The organism is Streptomyces sp. NBC_01477, assembly GCF_036227245.1.
GTDB lineage: Bacteria > Actinomycetota > Actinomycetes > Streptomycetales > Streptomycetaceae > Actinacidiphila.
This window is the reverse complement of record NZ_CP109445.1, coordinates 7,369,050-7,382,603: the sequence shown is the minus strand read 5'-3', so window position 1 is coordinate 7,382,603 and position 13,554 is coordinate 7,369,050. Positions and strand designations below refer to the sequence as shown.

11 protein-coding genes are annotated in these 13,554 nt (G+C 71.2%); 3 read left to right on the top strand and 8 right to left on the bottom strand.

Annotated elements, in window-relative coordinates; translation table 11 throughout:
• Nucleotides 1-12: 12 nt before the first annotated feature.
• Nucleotides 13-627 (bottom strand): 30S ribosomal protein S4, encoded by a 615-nt coding sequence (rpsD, locus tag OHA86_RS31485; RefSeq protein WP_329180732.1) that lies wholly within the window; start codon nt 625-627, stop codon nt 13-15.
• 55 nt (nt 628-682) lie between these two features.
• On the opposite strand from rpsD, the gene OHA86_RS31480 reads away from it, so the two are divergent.
• On the top strand, nt 683-1,477 hold the full coding sequence (locus OHA86_RS31480; protein WP_329180731.1) for a DUF2470 domain-containing protein: 795 nt from the start codon (nt 683-685) through the stop codon (nt 1,475-1,477).
• Between the two features lie 10 nt (nt 1,478-1,487).
• On the opposite strand, the gene OHA86_RS31475 is transcribed toward OHA86_RS31480, so the two are convergent.
• The 3 genes from OHA86_RS31475 to OHA86_RS31465 form a co-directional block, all read right to left on the bottom strand.
• On the bottom strand, nt 1,488-2,843 hold the full coding sequence (locus tag OHA86_RS31475) for a replication-associated recombination protein A (protein ID WP_329180730.1): 1,356 nt from the start codon (nt 2,841-2,843) through the stop codon (nt 1,488-1,490).
• Nucleotides 2,844-2,911: 68 nt separating this feature from the next.
• Nucleotides 2,912-3,568 carry a vitamin K epoxide reductase family protein gene (locus OHA86_RS31470; protein WP_329180728.1) on the bottom strand — a complete coding sequence of 219 codons (657 nt, stop codon included), beginning with the start codon at nt 3,566-3,568 and terminating at the stop codon, nt 2,912-2,914.
• A gap of 282 nt (nt 3,569-3,850) precedes the next feature.
• Nucleotides 3,851-4,564 (bottom strand): MBL fold metallo-hydrolase, encoded by a 714-nt coding sequence (locus tag OHA86_RS31465; RefSeq protein WP_329180726.1) that lies wholly within the window; start codon nt 4,562-4,564, stop codon nt 3,851-3,853.
• 294 nt (nt 4,565-4,858) lie between these two features.
• On the opposite strand from OHA86_RS31465, the gene OHA86_RS31460 reads away from it, so the two are divergent.
• Together OHA86_RS31460 and OHA86_RS31455 are read left to right on the top strand one after the other, a co-directional pair.
• Complete coding sequence (locus OHA86_RS31460) at nt 4,859-5,710, top strand: peptidylprolyl isomerase (protein WP_329180724.1); 852 nt, start codon at nt 4,859-4,861, stop codon at nt 5,708-5,710.
• Between the two features lie 146 nt (nt 5,711-5,856).
• A complete protein-coding gene (locus tag OHA86_RS31455) occupies nt 5,857-7,086 on the top strand; it encodes a DUF349 domain-containing protein (protein ID WP_329180722.1) in 1,230 nt (409 codons plus the stop codon).
• 123 nt (nt 7,087-7,209) lie between these two features.
• On the opposite strand, the gene OHA86_RS31450 is transcribed toward OHA86_RS31455, so the two are convergent.
• The 4 genes from OHA86_RS31450 to secD form a co-directional block, all read right to left on the bottom strand.
• Nucleotides 7,210-9,540, bottom strand: coding sequence for a RelA/SpoT family protein (locus OHA86_RS31450; RefSeq protein ID WP_329182628.1), 2,331 nt, complete (start codon nt 9,538-9,540; stop codon nt 7,210-7,212).
• Nucleotides 9,541-9,845: 305 nt separating this feature from the next.
• Nucleotides 9,846-10,406 (bottom strand): adenine phosphoribosyltransferase, encoded by a 561-nt coding sequence (locus tag OHA86_RS31445; protein WP_329180720.1) that lies wholly within the window; start codon nt 10,404-10,406, stop codon nt 9,846-9,848.
• 129 nt (nt 10,407-10,535) lie between these two features.
• Nucleotides 10,536-11,729: a protein translocase subunit SecF gene (gene secF, locus OHA86_RS31440; RefSeq protein WP_329180719.1), complete on the bottom strand. Its 1,194-nt coding sequence runs from the start codon at nt 11,727-11,729 to the stop codon at nt 10,536-10,538.
• Nucleotides 11,729-13,492, bottom strand: a complete 1,764-nt coding sequence (gene secD / locus OHA86_RS31435) for a protein translocase subunit SecD (RefSeq protein ID WP_329180718.1) — start codon at nt 13,490-13,492, stop codon at nt 11,729-11,731. Before secD ends, secF begins: the two co-directional genes overlap by 1 nt.
• Nucleotides 13,493-13,554 lie beyond the last annotated feature (62 nt).

The window sequence follows — 13,554 nt, the reverse complement described above, 5'->3', positions numbered from 1 at the left end:
GGCGCGCGGGGGTCAGCGGGCGTAGTACTCCACGACCAGCTGCTCGTCGCAGATCACCGGGATCTCCTTGCGGTTCGGGTCGCGGTCCAGCCGGAAGGCCAGCGCCTGCAGGTTGACCTGGAGGTAGCGCGGGGACTCGCCGTCGCCGGCCCAGCCGCCCTCGCGGGCCACCAGGAACGGGGTCTTCTCGCGGGAGCGCTCGCGGACCTGGACGACGTCGTCGGGGCGGACCCGGAAGGACGGCTTGTCGACCTTGCGTCCGTTGACCTCGATGTGGCCGTGCACGACCATCTGCCGGGACTGGTAGATGGTGCGGGCCAGGCCAGAGCGCAGCACGAGGGCGTCGAGGCGGCGCTCCAGCTCGATGATCAGCGCTTCGCCCGTCCGCAGGCCGGAGGACTTCTTGGCCTGGTCGTAGGCGCGCCGCATCTGCCGCTCGCTGATGTCGTACTGCGCACGCAGCCGCTGCTTCTCCAGCAGGCGGGTCTTGTAGTCGCTGTTCTGCTTGCGACCACGGCCGTGCTCACCCGGCGGGTAGGGGCGTGCCTCGAAGTACTTGACCGCCTTCGGGGTGAGCGCGATGCCCAGCGCCCTGGACTTCTTGACCTTGGGACGCGACTGATTCACGTGCGTCGAACCTCCGTGTAAATTAGGTAAGGCTTACCTTAACTGAGGAGTGCGCATGATTCGACCCGGGAACCCCGTACCCGACGTGTCCGACCCGCAGAAGCAGTCGGAGCGGTCGCCGCACGGTCAGCCGCGTCCCGACGCGGAAGACGCGCCCCGGCAGCCCTCGGCCGCGGAACGCGCACGCACTCTGGTCGAGGGTAACTCGTCCCCCGCGCTGGTCATTCCCGGTCTCACCCCGGCGCCGGCCACCCCGCTGGTGCCGCTGCGGCACTCCGTGGGACCCACCGGCGACATCTTCCTGCTGTTCCCGCGGGATTCCCCCGCGGTCCGCGCGGTGCGCGCGGCGGCCGGTGACGAGGCGGCGGCTGTGCTGGAAATCACTGACGTGGCCCCGGTCGCGGTACGGCACCGGATCCGCGGCAGGGCGCGGGTCGCCGGCTGGCTGACCGCCGTTCCCGGCGCGTCCTTCGAGACGGGGGCGGAACTGCTGCGCCTGGAGGTCGGCGAGATCACGCTCGACGACCTGTGGGGCGCCGACCTGGTCGACCCCGACGAGTTCGCGGACGCCGCCGCCGATCCGCTGGCGCTCCACGAGACGGACATCCTCCAGCACCTCGCCGCCGCGCACGCCGACGAGGTCGCCGCGCTGTGCACCCTGGTCTCCGGTGCCGGCCGCTGCACGACCGGCGCGGTGCCGGTGGCGCTGGACCGCTTCGGACTGCGGGTGCGCTTCCACGCCGAGGACGGCGCCTTCGACGCGCGCTTCGACTTCCGCGCCCCGGTGCGGGGCCTCCAGGACGCGCAGCAGGCGATGCGCGAGCTGTTCGCGGCGGCCCGCGAGGACTGAGGCGGCGCCGCTATTCGCCCGTGCCGGCCAGCCGCTCGCGCACCCACTCCAGGACGTCGGCGTACCGCCCCTCGGCGCCGTAACGGGTCGGTTCGTAGTAGCGGCGGCCGGCCAGCTCCTGCGGAAGATACTGCTGGGCGGCGACCGCGCCGGGCACGTCGTGCGGATAGACGTACCCCTGGGCGTGGCCGAGCTTGGCCGCGCCCTTGTAGTGCCCGTCGCGCAGATGCGCCGGCACCGGTCCCGCCTTGCCGGCGCGTACGTCGGCGAGCGCGGCGCCGATGGCGGTGGTCGCGGCATTGGACTTCGGGGCCAGCGCCAGGGCGATCGTGACGTGCGAGAGGGTCAGCGACGCCTCGGGGAAGCCGATCATCGCCACCGCCTGGGCCGCGGCGACCGCGGTCGGCAGGGCGGTGGGGTCGGCGAGCCCGATGTCCTCGCTGGCCGAGATCATCAGCCGGCGGGCGATGAAGCGGGGGTCCTCGCCCGCGTCGATCATCCGGGCCAGATAGTGCAGCGCCGCGTCCACGTCGGAGCCGCGGATGGACTTGATCAGGGCGCTGGCCACGTCGTAGTGCTGGTCGCCGTCCCGGTCGTAGGTGACCGCGGCCCGGTCGACGGCCTCCTCCAGGGTGGCCAGCGTGATGGTGTCCTCGTCCTTGGCCAGCGCCGAGCCCGCGCCCGCCTCCAGCGCGGTCAGCGCGCGGCGGGCGTCGCCGCCGGCGATCCGCAGCAGGTGCTCCTCGGCGTCCTGCGGCAGGCTCACCGCGCCCGCGAGGCCCTGCTCGGCGCTCAGCGCGCGGTGCAGCACCCCGCGCAGGTCGTCGTCGGTGAGCGGTTCGAGGGTCAGCAGCAGGGAGCGGGACAGCAGCGGGGAGATCACCGAGAAGTACGGGTTCTCGGTGGTGGCCGCGATCAGGGTGACCCAGCGGTTCTCCACCGCGGGCAGCAGCGAGTCCTGCTGCGCCTTGCTGAAGCGGTGGATCTCGTCGAGGAAGAGCACGGTCTCGCGCTGGAAGCCGCCGGACTGGCGCTTGGCGCTCTCGATGACCGTACGGACTTCCTTGACGCCCGCGGTGATCGCGGACAGCTCCACGAAGCGCTTGTTGGTGGCCTTGCTGACCACGTACGCCAGTGTCGTCTTGCCGGTGCCGGGCGGGCCCCACAGGATCACCGACGAGGGACCGGCGGGGCCGCCGCCGCTCTCCCCCACCAGCCGCCGCAGCGGCGATCCGGGCCGCAGCAGGTGCTGCTGCCCGACGACCTCGTCCAGGACGCGCGGGCGCATGCGTACGGCGAGGGGGCTGGCCCCGGGGTCGCGCTCCCGGCGTTCCTCTGCGGCGGCGGTGAAAAGATCTGGCTCCACGCCTTGCAGCGTAGGTCACCGGTCGGACAGTCGCGTCTCCCGCCGGCGGGAGCGGTCACCGCGGGGCGTCAGATGACGGTCTTCCAGTAGTACCAGAAGTGCACCAGGATCAGCATCGCGATCACGCCGTACCAGAGCACCGGCACGACCCAGTGGAATTCCAGCACCAGGGCGCGGGCCTTGGCCGGGACCTTGATCAGGCCGTGCTTGATGTTGTGCACCGCCGTGTACCAGAACGTGGCGATGGTGACGATCCAGGCCAGGCAGCACCACAGGCAGATCGCGTTGATGTTGTAGATCGTCTGGTACTGGAGCCAGGAGATGAAGCACACACCGAACAGGCCGCCGGCCTGCAGGCCGTACCAGAACCACGGCTTGTAGCGGGCGCCGGCGAACATGCCCATGGCCAGGGTCATCAGCACCGGGAAGGCCGCCAGGCCGATGATCGGGTTCTGGAAGCCGAAGACGTGGGCCTGCGAGCTCTCCATCACGCTGCCGCACGAGATGATCGGGTTCAGACTGCACCCCGGGGTGTACGTCCGGCCCTCGACTTTCGCCTGCAGCAGCTTGAACTTGTCATCGGTGATGACGAAGGAGGCGACAAGACCCAGAACGCCGCTGATCAGCAGGAGCCATGTGAAGGGCTTGCCCGCTGCGATGCCGTCGGCCGTGCGTGGTTCGCTCTCGCCGTCCGTTCGCGTCTCGTCCAGGGCGGAAGTCGTCATGATGGCCGATCTCTAGGTCCGTGGGGGCGGGCACCCCTCATTGTGCACCAGGGCGGTCAGGAGGGAATAAGCGTGCGCCGCCTGTGATACACGGACGAGCGGTTTACGCCGGCCTGTCCTTGACGGCCGCCGCGCTCCGGCCGTGCGCCACCTCGGGCTGCGGCCGACTGCCCGCGTGGCCGAGCGTGCTGGGCCGCGCACGGCTCGTACAGACGATCGCCGACCGGGAGGCGCGGCGGCACGTTGACGCCGGGCCCGGGCCCGGCGGCCGGACGGTGTCGGTCACAGGCCTCGTCGTGGAGCCGCCGGGGGCGGGTCCGCCGGACCGCGGGCCGCTTCGCCCAGGTAGGGGTTGGTGGCGCGCTCGCGGCCGATGGTGGTCTGCGGGCCGTGGCCCGACAGCACCACGGTGGAGTCGTCGAGCGGCAGGCACACGCGGACCAGCGACGCGTACAGCTCGGTCAGGGAGCCGCCGGGCATGTCGGTGCGTCCGACGGAGCCGGCGAACAGCAGGTCGCCGGAGAACAGCACGGACGGGATGTCCGCGGCCTCGGGCAGCCGGAAGGTCACCGACCCCTTGGTGTGGCCGGGCGCGTGCGCGACGCCGAACTCCAGGCCGGCGAGCGTGAGGCTGCTGCCGTCGCTCAGTTCCCGCAGATCGCCGGGTTCGCCGATGGTCAGTTCGCCCAGCAGCGGCTGGCCGATGCTGCGGCCGAGCGCCTTCTCCGGGTCGCCGAACATGTAGCGGTCCGCCGGGTGGATCCAGGCGGGCACGTCGTGCGCGCCGCACACCGGGACCACCGAGGCGACATGGTCGATGTGGCCGTGGCTGAGGATGACGGCGACCGGCTTGAGGCGGTACTTGGCGAGCGTGTCCTCGACACCTTGGGTCGCGAGGTGGCCCGGGTCGATGATCACGCACTCCTCGCCCGCGGCGGGGGCGACCACATAACAATTGGTCCCCCAGGCCCCGGCGGGGAACCCGGCAATGAGCACGTTCGTCCTTCTGTCGTCCGTCGGCGGTCCCGGCAGTTCACGAGCCTACCGGCGGGCACATCGCGGTCGCGAACACGTATCGGGCGCGCATCGGCGTGTTTGCGGACTGGACTGGACCCGCCGCAGGACGCGAAGATCTGCGCACACACCCGTGTCCGCGGCACACAACCGCTGACACACAGTAAACGCACAGCTCACACGGCCTGCGGCACAATACGCCACGGGGCGAAGGACAACACCCCCGCACCAGACGCATCACACGGCAGACGACACGAGCGACCGGGAGACGGCGAAGTGGTCACCAAGGATCAGCGGCGGCGGCAGCTCGCCCGGGAGAAGTTCGAGCGGCAGCAGGCGCGCCGGGTGGATCACCACCGCAAGTCGCGCCGCCGCAACGCGGTGATCGCCGCGGTGATCGCGGTGGTGGTCGCCGCGGGCGGCACCGCGTGGGCGGCCGGCGCCTTCGACGGCAGCTCGAAGAAGAAGGACGACGCGGCGGGCGCCACCCCCAGCGCCACGCCCTCGGGGACGGCCGCGCCGACCAAGGTGCCCGACCCGTGCGCGAAGCCCGAGGCGGGCAACCCCGGTACGGCGACGTGGAAGAAAGCGCCCGCGATGGCGATCGACAAGAGCGCGAAGTACACCTTCACGCTCAAGACGACCTGCGGCGACATCCCGATCGCGCTGGACGCGGCGAAGGCGCCCGCGACGGTGAACTCGTTCAAGTTCCTCGCGGACAAAGGTTTCTTCGACCACACGCGCTGCCACCGGCTGACCACCAACGGCATTTACGTGCTCCAGTGCGGCGACCCGACCGCGAAGGGCAGCGGCGGCCCCGGCTACACGATCCCGGACGAGAACCTGACGGCCTTCGGCAAGGCGGACGCCACCAGCGGCACCGTCGTCTACCCGGCGGGCACCGTCGCGATGGCCAACAGCGGCCCGAACACCGGCGGCAGCCAGTTCTTCCTGGTCTACAAGGACAGTCCGCTGCAGCCCAACTACACTCCGTTCGGCACGATGAGCGCCGACGGCCTCAAGGCGCTGGACAAGATCGCCGCCGCGGGTGACAACAGCGGCGGCCAGGGCGACGGCGCACCGAACGCCACCGCCGTGATCAACAAGGCGACCGTCAGCAAATCCTGAATCCCCCCGCATCGGATGCGGACAGCCGGGGCGATGGTCGCCTATGTTGGCGTTGGACCGGTCAGTGCGCACAGCCCGGCCGGAGAGACACTGTGGAAGATGCCCGTCAGCCGCCAGCCGGCAGGGCATCACGTGGAGGAGGCGCTGTGAGCAGCGACCCGTGGGGCCGCGTCGATGAGACGGGGACCGTGTACGTGCGTACGGCCGACGGGGAGAAGGAGGTCGGTTCGTGGCAGGCGGGCTCCCCCGCGGAGGCGCTCGCCTACTTCGAGCGCAAGTACGAGGGTCTCGTCGTGGAGATCGGCCTCCTGGAACGGCGGGTGCGGACCACCGACCTCGCGCCGAAGGACGCGCTGGCCGCGATCGAGCACCTGCGGACCTCGGTGACCGAGGCGCACGCGGTGGGCGACCTCGCGGCGCTCGGCGTCCGGCTGGACGCGCTGGTCGCCCTGGTGGACTCGCGGCGCGAGGAGCGCCGGGCGGCCAAGGCCAAGCAGGGCGAGGAGGCCAAGGCCGCCAAGGAGCAACTGGTCACCGAGGCCGAGCAGTTGGCCGAGAGCGAGCAGTGGCGCACCGCGGGTGAGCGGCTGCGGGCGCTGGTGGACACCTGGAAGGGCCTGCCGCGGCTCGACCGCAAGGCCGACGACGAGCTGTGGCACCGTTTCAGCCATGCCCGTTCGGTGTTCTCCAAGCGCCGCAAGGCGCACTTCGCCTCGCTCGACGCGCAGCGCGAGGAGGCCAGGCGGACCAAGGAGAAGCTGGTCACCGAGGCGCAGGCGCTGTCGGGCTCCACGGACTGGGGGCCGACCGCGGCCCGCTACCGGGAGCTGATGACGGACTGGAAGGCGGCGGGGCGCGCACAGCGCGAGGCCGAGGACGACCTGTGGAACCGCTTCCGCGGCGCCCAGGACGTCTTCTTCGCCGCCCGCGCCGAGGCGTTCGCCGAGCGGGACGGTGAGCAGCGGGACAACCTCGCGGCCAAGGAGCAGTTGGTCGTGGAGGCCGAGAAGCTGCTGCCGGTGACCGACCTGAAGGCGGCGCGGGCCGCCTTCCGCACCATCAACGAGCGCTGGGAGGCCATCGGCCATGTGCCGCGGGACTCCCGGCCGCGCATCGAGGGCCGGATGCACACGGTGGAGCGGGCGCTGGCGGACTCCGAGGAGGCCGAGTGGCGGCGCACCAACCCGGAGGTCCGGGCCAGGGCCGCGGGGCTGACCGGCCAGCTCCAGGCGGCCGTGGACAAGCTGCGCGACCAGGTCGACGCGGCGCGCTCCGCGGGCAACACCGCCAGGGCCGACAAGCTCGCGGCCGAGCTTGAGGGCCGCCAGGCGCTGCTGGACCAGGCGCTCAAGGGTCTGCAGGAATTCGGCGGCTAGACCCGCGTAAGCGAAAGGCCTCGGCACGCTGCTGCGTGCCGAGGCCTTTCGCCGTGTACGGCCGGCGACCGCCGTTCGGCGGGTGCCGGTCGCGGCTGCCGTCCGCCGTCTGCGGGCGGCGGCTCAGCGCTGGCGGCCCGAGGTGACCCGGTAGACGTCGTAGACGCCCTCGACGCCCCGGACGGCCTTGAGGACATGGCCCAGGTGCTTGGGGTCGCCCATCTCGAAGGTGAAGCGGGAGGTGGCGACCCGGTCGCGGGAGGTCTGGACGGCTGCGGACAGGATGTTGACGTGCTGGTCGGACAGGACCCGGGTGACGTCCGACAGCAGCCGGGAGCGGTCAAGGGCCTCGACCTGGATGGCGACCAGGAAGACCGAGGACTGGGTGGGCGCCCACTCCACGTCGATGATCCGCTCGGGCTGCTGGGACAGCGAGTCGACGTTGACGCAGTCGGCCCGGTGCACCGACACGCCGTTGCCCCGGGTGACGAAGCCGATGATGGGGTCGCCGGGGACCGGGGTGCAGCAGCGGGAGAGCTTGACCCACACATCGCTGGCGCCCTTGACCACGACCCCCGGGTCGGCATTGGCCCGGCGCTTGCTGCGGCCCGGTGTCGGGGCGGTGATCTCCTCGACGTCCTCGGTCGCGCCCTCCTCGCCGCCGAGCGCGTCCACCAGTTTCTGCACCACGGACTGCGCGGTGATGTGGCCCTCGCCGATCGCCGCGTACAGCGCGGAGATGTCGGGGTAGCGCATCTCGTGCGCCAGGGTGACCAGCGAGTCGCCGGTCAGCACCCGCTGGATCGGCAGGTTCTGCTTGCGCATGGCGCGCGCGATGGCGTCCTTGCCGTGCTCGACGGCCTCCTCGCGGCGCTCCTTGGAGAACCAGGCGCGGATCTTGTTGCGCGCCCGCGGCGACTTGACGAAGCCGAGCCAGTCGCGGGACGGCCCGGCGCCGGCCGCCTTGGAGGTGAAGACCTCGACCAGGTCGCCGTTGTCCAGGGTGGACTCCAGCGGTACGAGCCGGCCGTTGACCCGGGCGCCTATCGTGCGGTGGCCGACCTCGGTGTGCACCGCGTAGGCGAAGTCGACCGGGGTGGCGCCGGCCGGCAGCGCTATGACGTCGCCCTTGGGCGTGAAGACGAAGACCTCGCTCTGCGACAGGTCGAAGCGCAGCGACTCCAGGAATTCGCCCGGGTCCTCGGTCTCCTTCTGCCAGTCCAGCAGCTGGCGCAGCCACGCCATGTCGTTGACCGCGTCGTCCTTCTTGTCGGAGCGCGGGCTGTCGGTGCGCACCTTGGAGGCCCCGGCGACGGCCTCCTGCTTGTACTTCCAGTGCGCGGCGATGCCGTACTCGGCGCGCCGGTGCATGTCGAAGGTGCGGATCTGCAATTCCACGGGCTTGCCGCTGGGGCCGATGACCGTGGTGTGCAGCGACTGGTACATGTTGAACTTCGGCATCGCGATGTAGTCCTTGAACCGGCCGGGGACCGGATTCCATCGCGCGTGGATCGTGCCGAGTGCCGCGTAGCAGTCCCTGACCGTGTCGACCAGCACCCGGATGCCGACCAGGTCGTAGATCTCCGCGAAGTCCCGGCCGCGGACGATCATCTTCTGGTAGACGCTGTAGTAGTGCTTGGGGCGGCCGGTGACGGTGGCCTTGATCCTGGCGGCCCGCAGGTCCTGCTGGACCTGGTCGGTGACGACGGCCAGATACTCGTCCCGCTTGGGGGCGCGCTCGGCGACCAGCCGGACGATCTCGTCGTACATCTTGGGGTAGAGGATGGCGAAGGCCAGGTCCTCCAGCTCCCACTTGATGGTGTTCATGCCCAGCCGGTGGGCCAGCGGGGCGTAGATCTCCAGGGTCTCGCGGGCCTTCTTCTCCTGCTTGTCCCGCTTGAGGTAGCGCATCGTGCGCATGTTGTGCAACCGGTCGGCGAGCTTGATGACCAGGACCCGCGGGTCCTTGGCCATGGCGACGACCATCTTGCGGACCGTCTCGGCCTGCGCGGCCTCGCCGAACTTGACCTTGTCGAGCTTGGTGACACCGTCCACCAGCAGCGCGACCTGGTCGCCGAAGTCCCTGCGCAGCTGGTCGAGGCCGTACTCGGTGTCCTCGACGGTGTCGTGCAGCAGCCCGGCCATCAGGGTGGCGGGGTCCATCCCCAGCTCGGCCAGGATGGTGGTGACGGCCAGCGGGTGGGTGATGTACGGGTCGCCGCTCTTGCGCTTCTGGCCGCGGTGCCAGCGCTCGGCGACCTGGTAGGCGCTCTCGATCTGCCGCAGCTGTGCGCTGTCGCCCTTGGGGTCGTTGCCCCTGACGACCCGCAGCAGCGGTTCGAGCACCGGGTTGTACGGGCTGGAGCGCTGCACGCCGAGCCTGGCCAGCCGGGCGCGGACCCGGCTGGAGGACGCACCGGGCCGGGTCGGCGCGACGCTGCCCGGGGTCCGCACCGGCCGGACGCCGGGCGCGGCGCCCTGCGGCGCGTCCTGCTCGGCGGCGTCCTGCGCGGGCGCGTCCGTGCCGCGTGCGGCCGGTTCGGTACCGCCCGCTGCGTCGAGTGGCTGGGCCTGGTCTGGCAAGTGCACTCCTCACGCGGGGTAGAACACCCATGGTAACGACCTGGGCCGACACCCGGGCGGGCGGAGCCCCCGGCCGCCGCCGGACGCCCCCGGCAGCCCCTGCGCGGGGCCGCGGCGGCCCGTACGGCACTGTACGGGCGCGTGGCGGCCCTGCGGGGGCGCCGGGGCGTGCGGTGTCAGATCGTGACCAGCGCGTCCAGCGGGGCGTCGCCCAGGGCCGGGAGCAGCCGCTGCCGGCCGCCGAGGAAGGCCAGCTCCAGCAGGACCGCCACGCCGACGACGGTGGCGCCGGTGCGGCGGACCAGTTCCAGGCTGGCCTGCGCGGTGCCGCCGGTGGCCAGCACGTCGTCGATCAGCAGCACCCGGTCGCCGGGCGCGAAGGCGTCGGTGTGCACCTCGATCTCGGCGGTGCCGTACTCCAGCTGGTACGCCTGCCCGTGGGTCTCGCCCGGCAGCTTGCCTGCCTTGCGCACCGGGACGAAGCCCAGGCCCGCGCGGACGGCGGCAGGTGCGGCCAGGATGAAGCCGCGCGCTTCGAGACCGACGACCTTGGTGGCGCCGCGCTCGGTGCACAGCGCGGCCAGCGCGTCGACCAGGGCGCCGAAGGCCACCGGGTCGGCCAGCAGGGGCGTGATGTCCTTGAACATCACGCCGGGCTCCGGGTAGTCCGGTACGTCCCTGATGTGGGCGAGCAGCAGTTCGCGCAGCTCGGCGGACGCGGTCTCCGTGGTGGTCATCGCGCTTGTCTTCCTCGGCTTCCTGATGGATGTCTCCCCCGGCATTGTCACCCGCACGGCACGCGAAGGCCGCCCGGTCGTGCGGACCCGGGCGGCCTGTGCGTACCGTTCCTGCGTCTTTCCCGCGGATCAGCGCCGCTTGCCCGAGGGGCGGTTGCGGCCGCGGGTGCCGCGGCTGCCCGACGGGGTGCGCGGGCTGCGCGGGGCGCCCTGCGAGCGGGGGGCGACCACGCCGGCCGCCGCGGACGCGGTGGCCTCCTCGTCGTCGCCCTCCGGGTCGTCGGCCTCGTCGTCGTACTCGTCGAGGTCGCGCGGGTCCTCGCCGCGGGCCTCGGCCTCCTTGGCCTTCTGCGCGTCGGACGCGCGCTTGGCCAGCACCCGCTTGTGCAGCGCGCGCATCTGCGGCTCGCGCTCCTTGAGGTCCGCCACGATCGGGGTCGCGATGAAGATCGAGGAGTACGCGCCGGCGGTGAGGCCGACGAACAGCGCGAGCGCGATGTCGTTGAGCACGCCGGCGCCGAGCAGGCCGCCGCCGATGAACAGCAGCGCGGCGACCGGCAGCAGCGCCACGACGGTGGTGTTGATCGACCGCACCAGGGTGCCGTTGAGGCTGCGGTTGGCGGCCTCGCTGTAGGTGCGCTGGTTCTGCTTGGTGATGCCCCTGGTGGCTTCCTTGAGGCCGTCGAAGACGACGACGGTGTCGTACAGGGAGTAACCGAGGATGGTGAGCAGGCCGATCACCGTACCTGGGGTGACCTCGAAGCCGACGATCGCGTAGACCCCGGTGGTGATGGTGATGTCGTGCAGCAGCGCGACGAGCGCGGCCGCGGCCATCCGCCACTCGAAGGCGATGGCCAGGTAGATCACCACCAGGACCAGGAAGATGATCAGACCCTGGAGGGCCTTGCGGGAGATCTCCTTGCCCCAGCTCGGGCCGACGATCTCCGCGTCGATCTTCGACGGGGTGATCTTGAGGTCCTCGCCGATCTTCTGCTGGACGTCCTTGGAGGTCGCCGTCGAGATGTCGCTGACCTGGATGCGCAGGCCGCCGTTGCCCAGCTTCTGGATCGTGGCGTGGTGGCCCGCGGTGTCGCCGGCGATCCTGTCCTGCGCCTGGGACGACGAGATCGACGTCTTGGGCGTGGTGAAGACCGCGCCGCCGGAGAACTCGATGCCCAGCTTGAGGCCGTTCACCACGAGTCCGACGACCGCGGCGACCGTGATCAGGATGGACACGCCGTACCAGAGCCGGCGCTTGCCCACGAAGTCGTAGCTGACCTCGCCCCTGTGCAGCCGGTGACCGAGAGTGCTGATCTTGGACATCAGGCTTCCTTCGTCTCGGAGCTGTGGGTGCGGCGGACCCGGCGCAGCGGCGCCTTGACCCCGAGGCTCTTCGGGTCCAGGCCGGACCACCGGTGGCCGTCGGCGAAGAACGCGCGGCGGGCGAGGATCGTCATCAGCGGCTTGGTGAACAAGAACACCACGGCGACGTCGAGCAGCGTGGTCAGGCCGAGGGTGAAGGCGAAGCCTCGGACCTTGCCGACGGTCACGACGTAGAGGACGGCGGCGGCCAGGAAGGACACGAAGTCCGACACCAGGATGGTGCGCCGGGCACGCGGCCAGCCGCGGGCGACGGCCGGCTGGAGCGACCGGCCCTCGCGCAACTCGTCCCTTATGCGTTCGAAGAACACGATGAAGGAGTCGGCGGTGATACCGATGGCCACGATCGCACCGGCGACCGCCGGCAGGTTCAGCGCGAAGCCGATGGCACGGCCGAGCAGGCACATGATCGTGTACGTGAGCGCGGCCGACGTCAGGAGGCTCAGGATCGCCACGAAGCTCAGGCCGCGGTAGTAGGCGAACATGTAGAGCACGACGAGCGCCAGGCCGACGGCGCCGGCGATCAGGCCGCCGCGCAGCTGCTCACCGCCGAGGGCGGCCGAGACCGTGGTGATGTCGGAGGGCTCGAAGGCCAGCGGCAGCGAGCCGTACTTGAGCACGTTGGCCAGGTCCTCGGCGTCGTTCTGCTTGAACGAGCCGGAGATCTGGGCGCTGCCGCCGGGCAGTGCCTGGGCGACCGAGGGGGCCGACTTGACCTCGCCGTCCAGGTCGATGGCGAAGCGGTTGTTCGGGTCGGTCTGCTTGGACAGGTCGCCCGTGACGGAGGTGAACTGGCTGGCCCCCTTGGAGTCGAAGGTCAGGTTCACCACCCAGCCGTTGCCCTGCTGGGTGTCGAAGGCGGCGTTGGCGCCGGAGATGCGCTTGCCGTCGATGAGGGACGCGCCGAGCACGTACTTGGACCACTGGCCGCCCTCCTCACCGCAGGCGACGACCTTCTGGGTCGGCTTGGCGCCCTCGGTGACCGCCTGCCGCTGCTTGGCGTCGGAGCAGTCGAGGGCGGTGAACTTCGCCTGGAGGTCGGCCGGGACCGACAGGTCGCCGCTGCCGGTGGCGGTGCCCGGGTCGGTGGTCCCCGGGTCGGTGGCCGGCGGGCTGGTGGGCAGCGGGGTGGGCGCCTTGTTCACACCGGAGGTCAGCGCGCCGGTGACGGCGCGGCCCTGGGAGCCGGCGCTGGCCGAGGGGGAGCCGCTCGCCTTCGGGGTCGCGGTGCTGCCGGCGGAGGACGACGGCGAGGGAGTGGCGCTGCCGGACGGGGCCGGGGTGGCCGGCGCCGGGACACCGCTGGCGACCGCGAGCACCTGGCGGAAGTACAGCTGGGCCGTGGTGCCGACCTGGTCCTCGGCCTGCTTGGCGTCGGTGCCCTTCGGGATGTTGACGATGATGTTCTTCGATCCCTCGGTCTGCACCTCCGCCTCGGAGACGCCAAGACCGTTGACACGGTTGCCGATGATGCTCACCGCGGTGTTCATGTTGGCCTTGTTCACCGCACTGCCCTGGTTGGGCTTGGCGGTCAGCGTGATGCTGGTGCCGCCCGCCAGGTCGATGCCCAACCGGGGTGTGGTGTCGCCGGAGAGAAAGATGCCTCCGGTCATCGCCACCAGGGCGATGAGGATCACGGCCAGCGCGCGCTCGGGGTAGCCCTGACTCCCCGAGGACGACCTGCGGCCCTTCTTGGCTGCTGCCACCTTCTTGTTTCTCCCTGTCCTACGCACCGGAGCCTGCGCGCTCACGGGTGGTGACGAGTGTT